The organism is Pseudomonas auratipiscis, from assembly GCF_036324085.1.
In the GTDB taxonomy this organism is placed as follows: Bacteria; Pseudomonadota; Gammaproteobacteria; order Pseudomonadales; family Pseudomonadaceae; genus Aquipseudomonas; species Aquipseudomonas auratipiscis.
In genome coordinates this window covers 1-18028 of the sequence record NZ_JAZDCU010000028.1, presented here as the reverse complement: position 1 = coordinate 18028, position 18028 = coordinate 1, and the positions used below count along the sequence as shown (strand labels likewise).

Genomic DNA, 18028 nt, shown 5'->3' with positions numbered 1-18028 from the left:
GCTTTTGCATATTCTGCGAAAGCTGTCAATATCTCCGCCCCTTGGTTCCTGCGCTTCTATAACTAGTTGTCGCATTGAGGAAACATCGGCTTCGGAGCTGTCGCTAAAATGCCGATCACTCGCTCGTGGTGTGTCAGACGTTTCGTCGACCCTGCGCAGCTCGCGTTGTACCCATTCGCAAATTGGGCAGTTGTTACCGCTGCCCGGTGTTGCCCTTTACCGATGGAGTTCCAGATGAAGAAACTCGCACTGCTTGGCGCACTGGCGCTGTCCGTGTTTTCCCTGGCATCGCTGGCTGATGAGAAACCGCTGAAAATCGGTATCGAGGCCGCTTACCCACCGTTCGCCTCGAAAGCGCCTGATGGCAGCATCGTTGGCTTCGACTACGACATCGGCAACGCCTTGTGCGAAGAGATGAAGGTCAAGTGTACCTGGGTCGAGCAAGAATTCGACGGCCTGATCCCAGCACTTAAAGTGCGCAAGATCGACGCCATTCTCTCGTCCATGTCTATCACGGAAGACCGCAAGAAGTCCGTGGACTTCACCGGTAAGTACTACCTGACCCCGGCACGCCTGGTGATGAAGGAAGGCACCACCGTCAGCGACAATCTGTCCGAGCTCAAGGGCAAGAAAATTGGTGTGCAGCGTGGCTCGATCCACGATCGCTTCGCCAAAGAAGTCCTGGCTCCGCAAGGCGCCACCATCGTTCCATACGGCACTCAGAACGAAATTTATCTGGACGTAGCGGCGGGTCGTCTGGATGGCACCGTGGCCGATGCTACGCTGCTGGAAGATGGCTTCCTGAAGACTGACGCTGGCAAGGGCTATGCCTTCGTTGGTCCGTCCTTCACCGACGTGAAGTACTTCGGCGACGGCGTCGGCATTGCCGTACGTAAGGGCGACAAGGCCAATCTGGATCGTATCAACGCGGCCATCGCCGGTATCCGCGCCAATGGCAAGTACAAGCAGATCCAGGACAAGTACTTCAACTTCGACATCTACGGCCCTGAAGCCAAGTAAATCGTCGACGTGTCACCTGTGTAATGGTGCAAGCAGCAGAGACTCTGAGGTTTGCACCATTTTTTCATCCCAAAGGTCGAGGACCTCATCATGTTGAAAGGCTACGGGGCAGTTATCCTCGACGGCGTGTGGCTTACGCTGCAGCTTGCCTTGTCGTCTATGGCCCTTGCCATTGTACTCGGCCTTATCGGTGTATCCCTGCGTCTGTCGCCAGTGCGCTGGCTGGCGTGGCTGGGCGACTTGTATTCCACGGTAATTCGCGGGATTCCCGACCTGGTACTGATTCTGCTGATTTTCTACGGCGGTCAGGACCTGCTCAATCGCGTCGCGCCGTTGTTCGGTTACGACGACTACATTGATCTCAATCCGCTGGTAGCGGGTGTCGGCACCCTGGGCTTTATTTTTGGTGCCTATCTTTCCGAGACATTTCGCGGTGCTTTCATGGCCATTCCCAAAGGGCAGGCCGAGGCTGGCGTGGCTTATGGCATGAGCAGTCTGCAGGTGTTCTTCAGGGTCATGGTGCCGCAGATGATCCGTCTGGCCATTCCAGGTTTCACCAACAATTGGTTGGTTCTGACCAAGGCTACGGCTCTGATTTCCGTCGTCGGTCTGCAGGATATGATGTTCAAGGCCAAGCAGGCCGCGGATGCCACGCGTGAACCTTTCACCTTCTACTTGGCGGTCGCAGCCCTTTACCTGGTGATCACCAGTGTCTCGCTGCTGGCCCTGCGTTACCTCGAGAAGCGCTACTCGGTTGGCGTAAAGGCGGCTGATCTATGATTTTCGACTACAACGTCATCTGGGAAGCGATGCCCCTGTATCTGGGTGGTTTGCTGACGACCCTCAAGTTGCTGGCGCTGTCGCTGTTCTTCGGTTTGCTGACAGCAATCCCATTGGGGCTGATGCGCGTTTCCAAACAGCCGCTGGTCAACCTGACTGCCTGGCTCTACACCTATGTGATTCGCGGCACGCCGATGCTGGTGCAGTTGTTCCTGATCTATTACGGGCTGGCTCAGTTCGAGGCCGTGCGTGATAGCTTCCTGTGGCCGTGGCTGTCCAGCGCAACCTTCTGTGCTTGCCTGGCCTTTGCCATCAATACCAGTGCCTACACCGCGGAAATCATTGCTGGCAGCCTCAGGGCTACGCCGCATGGCGAGATTGAGGCGGCCAAGGCCATGGGTATGTCGCGGATCAAGATGTACCGTCGCATCCTGCTGCCTTCGGCATTGCGCCGGGCTCTGCCGCAGTACAGCAACGAAGTGATCATGATGCTGCAAACCACCAGTCTGGCGTCGATTGTTACCTTGATTGACATCACTGGCGCAGCGCGCACGGTCAATGCCCAGTATTACCTGCCGTTCGAAGCCTACATCACTGCCGGCGTGTTCTATCTGTGCCTGACGTTCATTCTGGTACGCCTGTTCAAGTTGGCTGAACGCCGCTGGCTTGGCTACCTGGCGCCGCGCAAGGGCTAAGGCCTGCGGTAACTTTTTTGCCCTGGGCGTTAGCTCAAGACTGACAGCTTTGTGAGAACCGACAGCATGTACAAACTTCAAGTCCAAGACCTGCATAAACGCTATGGCAGTCACGAAGTGCTCAAGGGCGTGTCCCTGGCCGCAAAGGCGGGCGACGTGATCAGCATCATCGGCTCCAGTGGTTCGGGCAAAAGTACTTTCTTGCGTTGCATCAACCTGCTTGAGCAGCCGCATGCGGGCAAGATCCTGCTCAACAACGAAGAACTCAAGTTGGTGGCCAACAAGGACGGCGCACTGAAGGCGGCCGATCCCAAGCAGTTGCAGCGCATGCGTTCGCGCCTTTCGATGGTATTTCAGCATTTCAATCTGTGGTCGCACATGACCGCCTTGGAAAACATCATCGAGGCACCGGTTCACGTGCTCGGTATGTCGAAAAAGGATGCCTTGGAAAAAGCCGAGCATTACCTGGCCAAGGTCGGTGTGTCGCATCGCAAGGATGCCTACCCTGGGCATATGTCCGGCGGCGAGCAGCAGCGTGTGGCGATTGCCCGTGCGCTGGCGATGGAGCCGGAGGTCATGCTGTTCGACGAACCTACGTCGGCGCTTGACCCCGAGTTGGTCGGTGATGTGCTCAAGGTCATGCAGTCTCTGGCCCAGGAAGGCCGGACCATGGTGGTCGTCACCCACGAAATGGGCTTTGCCCGCGAAGTGTCGAACCAGTTGGTGTTCCTGCACAAAGGCCTGGTGGAGGAAGCCGGTAACCCGCGCGAAGTGCTGGTCAATCCGCAATCAGAGCGCCTGCAGCAATTCCTGTCAGGCAGCCTGAAGTAAGATTGCTGTTTTGCACCAAAATGGGTCATGCTGCGAACTGATCGCAGCCTGACCGGGCTTTATCTTCTTGACCTTTCTCAGGTTTCGGACCGCACCCAATGACCACCCAGCGAATCGGTTTTCTCATCTGGCCAAGCACCAAAGCCCTGACCCTGGCGCTGGCCGAAGAGGTTTTACGGGTTGCTCAGCGGGTGCATCCAGAGGTGGTCTACGAGTTGTCGTTCCTGCAGGCCGAACCCGCCGTTGAAGGTGCCTGGCGTCTGCCTGGCGAGCCTTGGGTCGGGCGCCTGGAAGGTTGCCAGAAACTGTTTTTGCTGGCGGATGAGCCACCTGCAGCGGTGGCCTCTGGGCTGGCCAGCGCTCTCAAGCAGTTGGCCCGTGCCGGTTGTGTTGTCGGCGGGCTGTCGGCCGGGGTTTATCCGTTGGCGCAATTGGGCTTGCTCGATGGCTACCGTGCAGCGGTGCACTGGCGGTGGCAGGATGATTTTGCTGAGCGCTTTCCCAAGGTCATTGCCACCAGTCACCTGTTCGATTGGGATCGTGATCGCCTGACGGCATGTGGCGGGATGTCGGTTATCGACTTGCTGTTGGCAGTGCTGGCTCGCGACCATGGTGCTGAACTTGCGGGTGCGGTGTCTGAAGAGTTGGTGGTCGAGCGGATTCGCGAGGGCGGTGAGCGCCAGCGCATTCCATTGCAGAATCGCCTGGGCTCGAGTCACCCGAAGCTGACCCAGGCGGTGTTGCTGATGGAGGCCAACATCGAAGAGCCGTTGACCACGGACGAAATTGCCCAGCACGTGTGCGTGTCGCGGCGTCAGTTGGAGCGCATCTTCAAGCAATACCTCAATCGCGTACCCAGCCAGTATTACCTGGAGTTGCGCCTGAACAAGGCGCGACAGATGTTGATGCAGACCAGTAAGTCGATCATCCAGATTGGTTTGTCCTGTGGTTTTTCCTCAGGCCCGCATTTCTCCAGTGCTTATCGCAACTTCTTTGGCGCAACGCCACGTGAAGACCGTAACCAGCGACGAAGCAGCAGTCCTTTCGAGCTGTCCTCGGTGCCTGCCGAACGCGGTTAACGTTTTAATCGCCTCGCGGTGCAGGCCCGGATTTCGGTCTGGCCGGACAGGGTAGGGGCCTGCGATTGATCCATCCGAACAGAATCTCCCACCCGTCCCTCGCACCGTTTAAACTGCGCCTTTGCGACCCTATTTGTCGCATTGCCGAAAGCCTTGGTAAAACAGGGTTTGGCGCTATAAGAAGTTGTCGCTTGGCGACAAGGTAGCGCGCCAATCTGTCCTTACAATCCCCCCATCGCTCGCCAGTTCCAGGCAGGCGTTCCTCTTCAGGAGACTCCGATGTCCGTTGAGCAAGCTCCGGTGCAACGCGCCGATTTCGACCAGGTAATGGTTCCCAATTATGCACCGGCGGCTTTCATCCCCGTTCGTGGTGCGGGCTCCCGAGTCTGGGATCAGTCGGGCCGCGAGCTGATCGACTTCGCCGGCGGGATTGCCGTTAACGTTCTGGGACATGCTCATCCGGCGCTGGTCAGCGCGCTGACCGAGCAGGCTAATAAGCTGTGGCATGTGTCCAACGTGTTTACCAATGAGCCGGCCTTGCAGTTGGCCCATAAGCTGGTCGATGCCACGTTCGCTGAGCGCGCGTTCTTCTGCAACTCCGGCGCTGAAGCCAACGAGGCTGCCTTCAAGCTGGCCCGTCGCGTGGCCCATGACCGTTTCGGTCCGGACAAGCACGAGATCATTGCGACCGTTAACAGTTTCCATGGTCGTACCCTGTTCACCGTGAGCGTGGGTGGCCAGCCGAAGTATTCCGACGGTTTCGGTCCGAAGATCACCGGCATCAGCCATGTGCCATACAACGATCTGGAAGCCCTCAAGGCACAAATTTCCGACAAGACCTGCGCCGTCGTGATCGAGCCGATCCAGGGCGAGAGCGGTGTGGTCCCTGCTGACCAGGCCTACCTGGAAGGCGCGCGTGCGCTGTGCGATAAGCACAACGCGCTGCTGATCTTCGACGAAGTGCAAACCGGCGTTGGCCGTACCGGTGAATTGTTCGCCTATATGCACTACGGGGTCACACCAGACATCCTGTCCAGCGCCAAGAGCCTGGGCGGCGGTTTCCCGATCGGCGCCATGCTGACCACCGAAGCTTTGGCCAAGCACCTGACCGTCGGCACCCACGGCACCACCTACGGTGGCAACCCGCTGGCCTGCGCAGTAGCCAATGCGGTGATGGACGTGGTCAACACCCCTGAGGTGCTGGCTGGGGTCAAGGCCAAACACCAGAAATTCAAGGCTCGCCTGGAGCAGATTGGTGAGAAGTACGGGCTGTTCACCCAGGTTCGTGGCATGGGGCTGTTGATTGGCTGCGTGCTGTCCGATGCCTGGAAAGGCAAGGCCAAGGATATTTTCAACGCTGCCGAGCAAGAAGGCTTGATGGTCCTGCAGGCAGGCCCGGATGTTGTGCGTTTCGCCCCAAGCCTGGTGGTCGAAGATGCCGACATCGACGAAGGTCTGGACCGTTTCGAGCGTGCTGCAGCAAAACTGACCCAGGCTTGATTGACGCCCAGGTATGTTCATCGGTCCTTCGGGGCCGGTGAATCCGAATTCCAGAGCACGTGCCCAAGGGTACCTGCTGTTTTTTTCTGTGCTGGCGATGGCTGGCCTGTTTTCCCGAAAGGAGTGACACCATGCTGGTGATGCGCCCCGCGCAAGTGGCTGATCTAGGCGAAGTACAGCGTCTGGCAGCGGACAGCCCCATTGGTGTCACGTCCTTGCCAGATGATGCCGGTCGTTTGAGCGACAAGATTGCCGCTTCAGAGACCTCCTTCGCTGCCGAGGTCAGTTTCAACGGCGAAGAGAGCTATTTCTTTGTCCTTGAAGACAGCATTACCGGTAAGCTGGTCGGCTGCTCGGCGATTGTGGCGTCGGCGGGCTATTCCGAGCCGTTCTACAGCTTCCGTAATGAAACCTTTGTACACGCCTCGCGTGAGCTGAAGATCCACAACAAGATTCATGTGCTCTCGCAATGTCACGACCTGACAGGCAATAGCCTGCTCACCAGCTTTTATGTATTGCCGGAACTGGTCGGTACGGGCTGGTCGGAGCTCAACTCCCGTGGCCGCCTGCTGTTCATGGCCGCGCACCCGGAGCGCTTCGCCGATTCGGTGGTGACCGAAATCGTGGGCTACAGCGACGAAAACGGTGATTCGCCATTCTGGGATGCCATCGGGCGTAACTTCTTTGACCTCAACTATGCCGAGGCCGAGCGCTTGTGCGGCCTGAAAAGCCGGACCTTTCTGGCCGAGCTGATGCCGCATTACCCGATTTACGTACCGCTGCTGCCCGATGCCGCGCAAGAGGCCATGGGCCAGGTGCATCCACGTGCGCAGATCACCTTCGACATCCTGATGCGTGAAGGCTTCGAGACGGATCACTACATCGACATCTTCGATGGCGGTCCGACATTGCATGCGCGGGTCTCGAGCATCCGTTCGATAGCCCAGAGCCGGGTTGTGCCGGTCAAGCTCGATAGCACGGAGGTCAAGGGCGGGCGTCCCTATCTGGTCTGCAACGGCCAACTGCAGGACTACCGCGCCGTATTGCTGGAGCTCGATTGGGTGCCCGGCAAGCCGGTCACCTTGAGTCTTGAAGCAGCCGAAGCCCTGGGCGTCGGTGAAGGCGCCAGTGTGCGCCTGGTTGCGGTTTGACCCCTGCGGCTTGATAGCCGAGCACCCCAGATCGAGTTTCGCGGTGGCCACAGGTCGCCGCCCGAGGAGATAGCATGATCGTTCGTCCCGTATGCAGCAGCGATTTACCGGCGCTGATCGAATTGGCGCGCAGCACAGGCACTGGCCTGACTACCTTGCCGGCCAATGAGGAGCGCCTGGCGCACCGGGTCAGTTGGGCTGAGAAGACCTTCCGTGGCGAGGCTGAGCGCGGCGATGCGGACTACCTGTTCGTACTGGAAAACGACGAAGGTGAGGTTGTCGGCATTTCCGCAATTGCCGGTGCTGTCGGCTTGCGGGAGCCTTGGTACAACTACCGGGTCGGCCTGACTGTCAGCGCTTCTCAAGAACTGAACATTTATCGGGAAATCCCGACGCTGTTCCTGGCCAACGACCTGACCGGCAACTCCGAACTGTGCTCGTTGTTCTTGCGCAGTGACTATCGCACGGGCCTCAACGGTCGCCTGCTGGCCAAGGCACGCATGGTGTTTATCGCCGAGTTTGCCGAGTTGTTTGGCAACAAGATTATCGCCGAGATGCGCGGTATGTCCGATGCGCAGGGACGTTCACCATTCTGGGAGAGCCTGGGGCGCCACTTTTTCAAGATGGAATTCAGCCAGGCCGATTACCTTACCGGTGTTGGTAACAAGGCATTCATCGCCGAGTTGATGCCCAAGTTCCCGCTGTACACCTGCTTTCTTTCCGAAGACGCACGTGGCGTGATCGGTCGTGTGCACACTGACACTGAGCCGGCGCTGGCTATGCTCAAAAGCGAAGGTTTCAGTTATCAGGGGTATGTCGACATCTTCGACGCAGGCCCTGCCGTGGAGTGCGAAACCAGCAAGATCCGTGCGGTGCAGGACAGTCAGGCGCTGGTACTGGCGGTAGGGACGCCGGGCGACGATGCCACCCCTTTCCTCATTCATAACCGTAAGCGCGAAGAGTGCCGCATTACTGCGGCGCCAGCGCGCCTCGCGGCCGGCACTCTGGTGGTCGATCCATTGACCGCGAAACGCTTGCGCCTGAGTGCCGGTGACCAGGTGCGTGCCGTGCCACTGTCTGCTGCCCGGGAGGCCAAATAATGACGACTCACTTTATCGCCGGTAACTGGCAGGCAGGGCAGGGTGAAGCGCTGCAATCACTGGATCCGGTCAGCCAGAAGGTCGTCTGGGAAGGGCAAGGGGCCAGCGCCGAACAAGTCGACAGCGCCGTCAAAGCCGCTCGCAAGGCGTTCAACGGCTGGGCGTTGCAGTCGCTGGAGGCACGTATCAGTGTGCTGGAAGCGTTTGCCGCAGCACTCAAGGCCAGTGCCGATGAGTTGGCGCGCTGCATCGGTGAAGAAACCGGCAAGCCACTCTGGGAGTCCGCTACCGAAGTGACCAGCATGGTCAACAAAGTTGCGATCTCGGTGCAGAGCTACCGCGAACGTACCGGTGAAAAAAGTGGGCCGCTGGCCGATGCTACCGCCGTGCTGCGGCACAAACCCCATGGTGTGGTGGCGGTGTTCGGCCCCTACAACTTTCCCGGTCACTTGCCTAACGGCCATATCGTTCCGGCGCTGCTGGCCGGTAATACCGTGGTGTTCAAGCCCAGTGAGCTGACCCCGAAAGTCGCCGAGTTGACGGTCAAGTGCTGGATCGAAGCCGGCCTGCCAGCGGGGGTCTTGAACCTTGTTCAGGGTGCCCGGGAAACGGGTGTCGCCCTAGCTGCCAATTCGGGTATCGACGGGTTGTTCTTCACCGGCTCCAGTCGCACCGGCAACCTGCTGCATCAACAATTCGCCGGCCGCCCGGACAAGATTCTGGCGCTGGAGATGGGCGGCAACAACCCGCTGGTGGTGGACGAGGTCAAAGACCTGGATGCTGCGGTCTACACCATTATCCAGTCGGCCTTCATCTCGGCAGGTCAGCGCTGTACCTGTGCTCGCCGTCTGCTGGTGCCGCAAGGTGCGTGGGGTGACTCGCTGATCAGGCGTCTGGTCGAGGTGTGCAAAAACATCACTGTTGGCGCTTTCGATCAACAGCCAGCGCCGTTCATGGGCTCGGTGATCTCACTCGCTGCAGCCAAGGCGCTGCTCGACGCCCAGGCGCAGTTGCTGGGCAACGGTGGTGTGTCGCTGCTGGAAATGACTCAACCACAAGCATCGGCGGCCTTGCTGACACCGGGTATCGTCGATGTCACCGCGGTTGCAGATCGCCCTGACGAAGAGTTTTTCGGGCCGTTGCTGCAGGTGATCCGCTACAGCGACTTCGATGCGGCAATTGCCGAGGCCAACACTACCCAGTACGGCCTTGCTGCAGGTCTGCTGTCCGATTCTCACGCGCGCTACCAGTACTTCTGGCTGCAAAGCCGTGCCGGCATCGTCAACTGGAACAAACAACTGACCGGCGCCGCCAGCAGCGCGCCTTTTGGTGGCGTGGGAGCCAGCGGCAACCATCGCGCCAGTGCTTACTATGCGGCCGATTACTGCGCATACCCGGTAGCCTCGCTGGAGACCGCCAGCCTGACCCTGCCTGCCACGCTGACGCCAGGCGTCTCCCTATAACAAAAGGTCCACGGAGCCTTGCCGATGAAATCGTTTGAAGTGAACTTTGATGGTCTGGTGGGACCGACGCATAACTACGGCGGGTTGTCTTACGGTAACGTTGCCTCGCAAAGCAACAGCCAGCAGGGCTCCAACCCGCGCGAAGCTGCACTCCAGGGCCTGGCGAAGATGAAGGCGCTGATGGAAATGGGCTTCCAGCAAGGTGTTCTTGCTCCGCAGGAGCGCCCGGACGTTGCTGCCCTGCGTCGCCTGGGGTTCTCTGGTAGTGATGCAGAAGTCATCCAGCGCGCCGCGAAAGAAGCGATGCCGTTGCTGGTTGCCAGTTGCTCGGCTTCGAGCATGTGGGTCGCCAACGCCGCCACTGTAAGTCCAAGTGCCGATACGGCCGATGGTCGCGTCCATTTCACCGCCGCCAACCTCAATTGCAAATATCACCGCAGCATCGAACACCCGACCACCAGTCGTGTACTTGGGGCGATGTTCGCTGACAGCAAACACTTCGCTCACCATGCCGCGCTGCCTGCAGTGGCTCAGTTCGGTGATGAAGGTGCTGCCAACCATACTCGTTTCTGCCGCAGCTACGGCGAAGCCGGCGTGGAGTTCTTCGTCTACGGTCGCAGTGCTTTTGACAACCGCTATCCAGCACCGCAGAAATACCCGGCGCGCCAGACCCTCGAAGCATCCCAGGCGGTCGCCCGCTTGCATGGCCTGAGTGAGGACGGTGTGGTTTTCGGCCAGCAGAATCCTGCGGTTATCGATCAGGGCGTGTTCCATAATGACGTGATCGCGGTGGGCAACGGTGAGGTGCTTTTCTACCACGAAGACGCCTTCCTCGAGACCGAGGCGATGCTTGGCCAACTGCAGGCTAAACTGGCTAAACGGGGTGGCAACTTCAAGGCGATCTGCGTGCCACGCTCGGCTGTGACGGTAGAGGATGCAGTGCGTTCGTACCTGTTCAACAGTCAGCTGTTGTCCCGCGCCGACGGTTCGATGCTGCTCATCGTGCCTGAAGAATGCCGCAACAATGAGCGGGTCTGGGCTTACCTGGCGAGTTTGACCAGCCAGGCTGGTCCGGTTGGCGAGGTCAAGGTTTTCGACCTCAAGCAGAGCATGCAAAACGGCGGAGGTCCGGCTTGCCTGCGTTTGCGCGTAGCGCTGAAAGAAACTGAACTGGCAGCGGTCAATCCAGGGGTTATCATGACGCCTTCGTTGTACGACACCCTGACCCAGTGGGTCGACAAGCACTACCGCGACCGCCTGGTTGAAACCGACCTGGCGGATCCGCAGTTGTTGCTGGAGTGTCGAGCTGCGCTGGACGAACTGACCCAGATCCTGAAGCTGGGTTCGGTTTATCCGTTCCAACTCCAACCTTGATAGAGAACTCGACTATGTCCGACGCCCTGCGACTGATCCTTGAAGATGAAGATGGCACCCAGCTGGAAACTTCCTGCACCCGCTTTGCGGTGGTCTGGCAAGGCAAGGAGGTATGGATCCAGCAGGATGGCCGTGGTCAGTTGCTGATCGGCGTCGACGTCGAAGAAGACGACGAAGAGTACGCCAACCTGCTGCTGCGTCCGTTGGCTACCAACCTGGTAAGCCTGCAGCTGGAAATGGAACCGGCAGATGCCGGCGACGATGAAGATCACGTCCATGGTCCTGATTGCGGCCACCATCACTAAGGAAAAGCCCATGCTCGCCCTCGGCAAACTGCTCGAACTGACCCTTGCCGGTCGTGAACCGGCAGAGAAGACCCAGCTGACTGTCGACGGCGTGCGTATGCGCTGGCTCGGAGAGGGCGCGCTTGAGGTGCGTCCCCCAGAGGCTCGTGACAATGGTATGGACCTGCTGCTCTCGGCGGGCATCCATGGCAATGAAACTGCGCCGATCGAGCTGCTCGACGATCTGCTCCACGGCATTGCCGGCGGTGAAATCAAGCCGCGGGCCAGAATTCTGTTTCTGTTTGGCAACCCCGAGGCAATCCGTAAAGGCGAGCGTTACATCGAGCAGGACGTCAATCGCCTGTTCAATGGTCGGCACGAGCTTTCCAGTGGTTCGGAAGCGCTGCGCGCTTGTGAGCTAGAGCGTTTGGCGGCGGTCTTTTTCGGTGTGCCCGAGCGTGTCCGGCTGCACTACGATCTGCATACAGCCATTCGTGGTTCGAAAATCGAGCAGTTCGCTTTGTACCCCTACAAGGACGGTCGTCAGCATTCGCGTCGCGAGTTGGCACGCTTGCGTGCAGCCGGCATGGAGGCCGTGCTGTTGCAGAGCAAGGCTTCAGTGACCTTTACCGCATACACCTATGAGCAGCTGGGTGCAGAAGCCTTTACCCTGGAACTCGGCAAAGCGCGTCCCTTTGGGCAGAACGAGCAGGTCAACCTCGACCGACTGGAAACCCGCCTCAAGCAAATCATCGAAGGCAACGAGCCTGAAGCGCCAGAAGCACTGGATGGCTTGCAATTGTTCAGCGTAGCGCGCGAAATCATCAAGCACAGTGACAGCTTCCACCTGCACCTGCCGGCGGATATCGAGAACTTCTCGGAACTGTCCAAGGGCTACTTGCTGGCCGAAGACTTGGCCAATACGCGCTGGATTGTGGAGGAGGAGGGCGCTCGCATCATCTTCCCCAACCCCAAGGTCAAGAATGGATTGCGCGCGGGGATTCTAGTGGTGCCGACTACGCCCGATCAGTTGGCCTGAGTAAAACCCTGTCGGTTCTCAGTTGGCCAAGGTAGAAGCGTTGCTCCCACCTCGGCCACTGCCAATCAACCTACGCGTTTTTGCGGCGCTTCGATGCGACGTACAGCGCGCAGCTTCTGCAGGGTGTCGGCGCAGGTCTTCGCTGCCTCGGCGCCTTTGACCAGGAAGTGCTCGAAGTAGAAGTTCTGATGCTCATCGCCTGCGTGAAAGTGATGCGGGGTGAGTACCGCGGAAAACACCGGTACTTCAGTTTCCAGTTGCACCTGCATCAGGCCGCTGATCACCGCCTGGGCCACGAATTCATGGCGATACAGACCTCCATCGACGACCAGACCGGCGGCAACGATGCCGGCATAGCGGCCGGTACGCGCCAGCAGTTTGGCGTGCAGGGGAATTTCGAAGGCGCCACCGACTTCAAAAAAGTCGATGTCACTGGCCTGATAGCCCAAAACGAGCATTTCCTCGACGAACGCTTTGCGTGCCTGATCGACAATATCCTTGTGCCAGCAGGCTTGGATAAACGCGATCCGCTCGTGGGAAGGGTTTTTGCTATCAATTGCGGTAGGTTGCATTGAAACGGACTCCTGTTTGTATGAGAAACAGGGCATCTGGATCGAAAGGGACTTCGCCACGCAGGTGCGCAGCGACAGGCACGGCGGTGCCTATCCCGTTCTCTCTTCATCCGGACTATGACCGTCGGCCCCGGAATCACACCGGGTCTGCTGACCTTGCAGGCAAACCTGCAAGCGCTCGCGGGCTATGCGCATTGCGCGCAATTACCGCCGGTGGGGAATTGCACCCCGCCCTGAGAACGTTGCCACCGGTCGTCGGCGGCAGCGAATTATTAGCACATTCGCCACTTGAACGTATAGGCTGCTAACGATTTTTTTGTCGGATGAATGCCATTTCATCGAGGAAACCGTTGCAAGCAGTCCAATTGACGGTTTCTATAGCATAAACACACTGCACCCAGGCCTAAGGCCCGATATAATGCGGCCCTTTGCCGTCGTTTCGTCAATTTGACGCAGGCCGCCGTTTCCGTGGAAGAACCTATGAAAAGCGCAGAAATCCGTGAAGCCTTCCTTCGCTTCTTCGAAGAGCAGGGACACACCCGAGTTGCCTCCAGCTCCTTGATTCCGGGCAACGACCCGACCCTGCTGTTCACCAACGCGGGGATGAACCAGTTCAAGGATTGCTTCCTTGGCCAGGAAAAGCGCGCCTATACCCGCGCGACCAGCAGCCAGAAGTGCGTGCGCGCGGGCGGCAAGAACAGCGACCTGGAAAACGTCGGCTACACCGCGCGTCACCATACGTTCTTCGAAATGCTGGGTAACTTCAGCTTCGGTGACTACTTCAAAAAAGACGCAATCACCTATGCCTGGACCTTCCTGACCAAGGTGCTTGGCCTGCCAGAGGAAAAACTCTGGGTGACCGTGTATGCCAGCGACGATGAGGCATACGACATCTGGACCAAGGAAATTGGTGTGCCAGTCGAGCGCATGGTGCGCATTGGCGACAACAAAGGCGCACCGTACGCGTCCGACAACTTCTGGACCATGGGTGATACCGGCCCGTGCGGTCCTTGCACCGAGATCTTCTACGACCACGGCGCGGACATCTGGGGTGGCCCGCCTGGCTCGCCGGAAGAAGACGGTGACCGCTACATCGAGATCTGGAACAACGTATTCATGCAGTTCAACCGTACTGCCGATGGCGTACTGCACCCGCTGCCAGCACCTTCGGTAGATACCGGCATGGGCCTGGAGCGTATCAGTGCGGTGATGCAGCACGTGCACTCGAACTATGAAATCGACTTGTTCCGCAGTCTGCTCGATGCTTCTGCTGCTGCCATTGGCTGCAAGAACGAAGAGCAGTCGTCGCTCAAGGTAGTCTCCGACCACATTCGCTCCTGCGGTTTCCTGATCGCCGATGGCGTGCTGCCATCGAACGAAGGACGTGGCTATGTGCTGCGTCGCATCATTCGCCGCGCTTGCCGTCACGGTAACAAGCTGGGTGCCACCGGCAGCTTCTTCTACAAGATCGTTGCAGCCCTGGCGACCGAAATGGGCGAAGCCTTCCCGGAACTCAAGCAGCAGCAAGCCAACATCGAGCGTGTGCTCAAGGCTGAAGAAGAGCAGTTCGCCAAGACCCTGGAGCAGGGCCTGAAAATCCTCGAGCAGGACCTGGCCGAACTCAAGGGCAGCGTAGTTCCGGGTGATGTGGTGTTCAAACTCTACGACACCTACGGTTTCCCGATGGACCTGACTGCCGACATCGCGCGTGAGCGCGAGCTGACCATCGACGAAGAAGGTTTCGAGCGGGAAATGGAAGCGCAGCGTGAGCGCGCGCGTTCCGCCAGCGCCTTCGGCCTGGACTACAACACCCTGGTCAAAGTCGACGTACCGACCGAGTTCATTGGCTATAGCGCCACTGAAGGCGAGGCGAACATCGTTGCTATTTATAAGGACGGCAAAGTCGTCGAGCAACTGGGTGAGGGCGAGCAGGGCGTTGTGATCCTCGATCGCACGCCGTTTTATGCCGAGTCCGGCGGCCAGGTGGGTGACACCGGCTACCTGCAGGCTGGCAACATGCGCTTCGATGTGCGCGACACTACCAAGACGGGTGGCGCATTCCTGCATCATGGCCAGGTAGCCAGCGGTACGCTGGTGGTCGGCTCCAAGGTCCAGGCCACGGTCGATGCCGACGTGCAGCACGCCACCTCGCTGAACCACTCCGCTACTCACTTGCTGCATGCGGCGCTGCGCCAGGTGCTGGGTGATCATGTACAGCAGAAAGGCTCGCTGGTTGATAGCCAGCGCCTGCGTTTTGACTTCAGCCACTTCGAGGCCGTCAAGCCAGAGCAGCTCAAGGCCCTGGAAGACATCGTCAACCGCGAAGTGCGCAAGAACTCCGAGGTGCAAACCGAAGAGACCGATATTGACACCGCCAAACAGAAGGGTGCCATGGCGCTGTTCGGTGAGAAGTATGGCGATAGCGTGCGTGTACTGAGCATGGGTGGCGACTTCTCCGTCGAGCTGTGTGGCGGTATCCATGCCAAGCGCACCGGCGATATCGGCCTGCTCAAGATCATCAGCGAAGGAGGTGTTGCTTCCGGTGTGCGCCGTATCGAAGCGGTCACTGGCGAAGCCGCACTGGCTTACCTCAATGCTGCCGAAGAGCAACTCAAGGAAGCTGCGCAACTGGTCAAGGGCAGTCGCGACAATTTGATCGACAAGCTCTCGGCAGTGCTGGAGCGCAACCGTCAGTTGGAAAAACAACTGGAGCAACTGCAGGCCAAGGCTGCCAGTGCTGCGGGCGACGACCTTTCCAATTCGGCTGTCGATGTCAAGGGCGTCAAGGTCCTGGCCGCGCGCCTGGATGGTCAGGACGGCAAGGCGCTGCTGGCGCTGGTCGATCAACTGAAGAACAAACTCGGCCGCGCAGTGATCCTGCTCGGCAGTGTCCATGAGGAAAAGGTTGTACTGGTTGCAGGCGTGACCAAAGACCTGACTGGCCAACTCAAAGCCGGTGATTTGATGAAGCAAGCCGCTGCCGCCGTGGGCGGCAAGGGTGGCGGTCGTCCAGATATGGCGCAAGGCGGTGGCGTTGACACCGCAGCGCTGGACAGCGCGCTGGCCCTGACCGTGCCATTCGTGGAGCAGGGCGTTTAAGGCACTGTTCGGCCCGTCGTCTAGTGGCGGGCCGTTGTGTCGTTTGAATGTTTATTGGGTGCCCTTCATGGGCTGAGGCGGCTTTGAAATGGCGTTGATCGTACAGAAATTTGGCGGCACTTCGGTCGGCACGGTCGAGCGAATCGAACAGGTTGCCGACAAGGTCAAGAAATTCCGCGAGGCCGGCGATGACCTGGTGGTCGTGTTGTCGGCGATGAGTGGCGAAACCAATCGCCTGATCGACTTGGCCAAGCAGATCAGTGATCAGCCAGTTCCACGTGAACTGGATGTGATCGTCTCCACTGGCGAGCAGGTAACAATTGCCCTGCTGGCCATGGCATTGATGAAGCGTGGGGTTCCTGCGGTGTCATACACCGGTAACCAGGTACGCATCCTCACCGATAGCGCGCACAATAAGGCGCGCATCCTGCAGATCGACGATCAGAAAATTCGTTGTGACCTCAAGGCCGGCAAGGTGGTTGTGGTTGCAGGATTCCAGGGCGTCGACGAGCAAGGCAACATCACCACCCTCGGGCGCGGCGGTTCCGACACCACCGGTGTAGCCCTGGCGGCAGCACTGAAGGCTGACGAGTGCCAGATCTACACCGATGTAGATGGGGTCTACACCACTGATCCACGTGTGGTGTCCCAGGCTCAGCGCCTGGACAAGATTACCTTCGAAGAGATGCTGGAGATGGCCAGCCTCGGTTCCAAGGTGCTGCAGATCCGTGCCGTCGAGTTCGCCGGCAAGTACAGCGTTCCGCTGCGCGTACTGCACAGCTTCCAGGAGGGTCCGGGTACCCTCATTACTATTGATGAAGAGGAATCCATGGAACAGCCGATCATTTCCGGCATCGCCTTCAATCGCGATGAGGCCAAGCTGACCATTCGCGGCGTACCGGATACCCCGGGCGTTGCTTTCAAGATCCTCGGCCCAATCAGTGCCGCGAACATCGAAGTCGACATGATCGTGCAGAACGTTTCGCACGATAACACCACCGACTTCACCTTCACCGTGCATCGCAATGACTACGACAAGGCGCACAAGGTTCTGGCAACTACTGCCCAGGAGCTCAACGCACGTGAAGTTGTAGGTGATACCAACATTGCCAAGGTTTCGATCGTGGGTGTCGGCATGCGCTCCCACGCAGGTGTCGCTAGCCGTATGTTCGAAGCACTGGCTAAAGAAAGCATCAACATCCAGATGATCTCTACCTCGGAGATCAAAGTCTCGGTGGTGATCGAAGAGAAGTACCTGGAACTGGCGGTGCGCGCGCTGCACACCGCATTCGAACTGGACGCCCCCGCCCGACAGGGTGAGTAAGGCAATGCCTCAAGGGCGCGGCTTAGCCGCGCCCTTCGCGTTTCTGGCGGGTGTGAGAAATCTGTTGTTTTGCTCGCACTGGTCAATACTTAGGCGTAGGTCGTTGGCCGTCACGGGCTAAAGGCTCAAGCCCTTTTTTGCAGACTGTTATCCCTGAACTGAACTTCGTGAGGAGAAAGATATGCTGATTCTGACTCGTCGGTGCGCCGAGAGCCTAATCATTGGCGACGGCGAAATCACCGTGACCGTGCTCGGCGTCAAAGGAAACCAGGTTCGAATTGGTGTGAATGCGCCTAAAGAAGTGGCCGTTCACCGCGAGGAAATCTACCTGCGGATCAAGAAAGAGAAGGACGAAGAACCAAGCCATTAATTTTTATCGATTTTTTTTCAAAAAAGAGTTTGCAAACGGGGAAGGCTCTGGTTATTATACGCCCCGTGTTGCGGAGAGGTGGCCGAGTGGCCGAAGGCGCTCCCCTGCTAAGGGAGTATACCTCACAAGGGTATCGGGGGTTCGAATCCCCCCTTCTCCGCCATTATTCATGTGGGACGCTGTAATCTGCCTGAATCGCGTAAGTCGTTGAAATTAAACGAAAAAGTGGTTGGCAAAAAGATTTAGCGGCCTATAATGCGCGGTAACAAATGCACTCATAGCTCAGCTGGATAGAGTACTCGGCTACGAACCGAGCGGTCGGAGGTTCGAATCCTCCTGAGTGCACC

The 18028-nt window shown here is 58.6% G+C and carries 16 protein-coding genes, 2 tRNA genes and 1 riboswitch; of the genes, 17 read left to right on the top strand and 1 reads right to left on the bottom strand.

What is annotated here, in order from left to right:
• Positions 1–234 precede the first annotated feature (234 nt).
• The 12 genes from V0R60_RS25315 to astE all read left to right on the top strand — a co-directional run bounded on the left by V0R60_RS25315 (position 235) and on the right by astE (position 12316).
• Entirely contained in the window at positions 235–1020 is a 786-nt protein-coding gene (locus V0R60_RS25315) for an ABC transporter substrate-binding protein (RefSeq protein WP_136477579.1), read from the top strand.
• A gap of 90 nt (positions 1021–1110) precedes the next feature.
• On the top strand, positions 1111–1800 hold the full coding sequence (locus V0R60_RS25310; RefSeq protein ID WP_136477578.1) for an ABC transporter permease: 690 nt from the start codon (positions 1111–1113) through the stop codon (positions 1798–1800).
• Positions 1797–2495, top strand: coding sequence for an ABC transporter permease (locus V0R60_RS25305; protein WP_330080896.1), 699 nt, complete (start codon positions 1797–1799; stop codon positions 2493–2495). Before V0R60_RS25310 ends, V0R60_RS25305 begins: the two co-directional genes overlap by 4 nt.
• A 66-nt stretch (positions 2496–2561) precedes the next feature.
• A complete protein-coding gene (locus V0R60_RS25300) occupies positions 2562–3326 on the top strand; it encodes an ABC transporter ATP-binding protein (protein WP_136477576.1) in 765 nt (254 codons plus the stop codon).
• A 98-nt stretch (positions 3327–3424) separates the two neighbouring features.
• Complete coding sequence (gene argR / locus V0R60_RS25295) at positions 3425–4405, top strand: transcriptional regulator ArgR (RefSeq protein ID WP_136477575.1); 981 nt, start codon at positions 3425–3427, stop codon at positions 4403–4405.
• A 279-nt stretch (positions 4406–4684) separates the two neighbouring features.
• Entirely contained in the window at positions 4685–5905 is a 1221-nt protein-coding gene (locus tag V0R60_RS25290) for an aspartate aminotransferase family protein (protein ID WP_136477574.1), read from the top strand.
• Positions 5906–6036: 131 nt separating this feature from the next.
• Positions 6037–7056, top strand: a complete 1020-nt coding sequence (gene aruF / locus V0R60_RS25285; RefSeq protein ID WP_136477573.1) for an arginine/ornithine succinyltransferase subunit alpha — start codon at positions 6037–6039, stop codon at positions 7054–7056.
• 74 nt (positions 7057–7130) lie between these two features.
• Entirely contained in the window at positions 7131–8156 is a 1026-nt protein-coding gene (gene astA / locus V0R60_RS25280) for an arginine N-succinyltransferase (protein ID WP_136477572.1), read from the top strand.
• Positions 8153–9619 carry a succinylglutamate-semialdehyde dehydrogenase gene (gene astD, locus V0R60_RS25275; RefSeq protein WP_330080900.1) on the top strand — a complete coding sequence of 489 codons (1467 nt, stop codon included), beginning with the start codon at positions 8153–8155 and terminating at the stop codon, positions 9617–9619. The genes astA and astD overlap by 4 nt, the downstream gene beginning before the upstream one ends.
• Before the next feature lie 24 nt (positions 9620–9643).
• Positions 9644–10993: an N-succinylarginine dihydrolase gene (gene astB / locus V0R60_RS25270; RefSeq protein WP_136477570.1), complete on the top strand. Its 1350-nt coding sequence runs from the start codon at positions 9644–9646 to the stop codon at positions 10991–10993.
• 14 nt (positions 10994–11007) lie between these two features.
• Positions 11008–11298: a topoisomerase II gene (locus tag V0R60_RS25265; protein WP_136477569.1), complete on the top strand. Its 291-nt coding sequence runs from the start codon at positions 11008–11010 to the stop codon at positions 11296–11298.
• A gap of 10 nt (positions 11299–11308) precedes the next feature.
• Entirely contained in the window at positions 11309–12316 is a 1008-nt protein-coding gene (astE, locus tag V0R60_RS25260; RefSeq protein ID WP_136477568.1) for a succinylglutamate desuccinylase, read from the top strand.
• A gap of 65 nt (positions 12317–12381) precedes the next feature.
• On the opposite strand, the gene V0R60_RS25255 is transcribed toward astE, so the two are convergent.
• Complete coding sequence (locus V0R60_RS25255) at positions 12382–12888, bottom strand: 6,7-dimethyl-8-ribityllumazine synthase (protein ID WP_136477567.1); 507 nt, start codon at positions 12886–12888, stop codon at positions 12382–12384.
• Positions 12889–12981: 93 nt separating this feature from the next.
• Positions 12982–13133: riboswitch (FMN riboswitch) on the bottom strand.
• Between the two features lie 235 nt (positions 13134–13368).
• On the opposite strand from V0R60_RS25255, the gene alaS reads away from it, so the two are divergent.
• From alaS to V0R60_RS25230, 5 genes are all read left to right on the top strand, one after another.
• Positions 13369–15987: an alanine--tRNA ligase gene (gene alaS, locus V0R60_RS25250; RefSeq protein ID WP_330080897.1), complete on the top strand. Its 2619-nt coding sequence runs from the start codon at positions 13369–13371 to the stop codon at positions 15985–15987.
• An 88-nt stretch (positions 15988–16075) separates the two neighbouring features.
• Positions 16076–17311, top strand: coding sequence for an aspartate kinase (locus V0R60_RS25245; RefSeq protein ID WP_330080898.1), 1236 nt, complete (start codon positions 16076–16078; stop codon positions 17309–17311).
• Between the two features lie 181 nt (positions 17312–17492).
• The gene (gene csrA / locus V0R60_RS25240; RefSeq protein WP_002554426.1) at positions 17493–17681 is read left to right on the top strand and encodes a carbon storage regulator CsrA; all 189 of its coding nucleotides are present in this window, start codon (positions 17493–17495) and stop codon (positions 17679–17681) included.
• Positions 17682–17753: 72 nt separating this feature from the next.
• Positions 17754–17844: transfer RNA gene (locus V0R60_RS25235), tRNA-Ser, on the top strand.
• A 108-nt stretch (positions 17845–17952) separates the two neighbouring features.
• A tRNA-Arg gene (locus V0R60_RS25230) sits at positions 17953–18026 on the top strand.
• Positions 18027–18028: the final 2 nt, after the last annotated feature.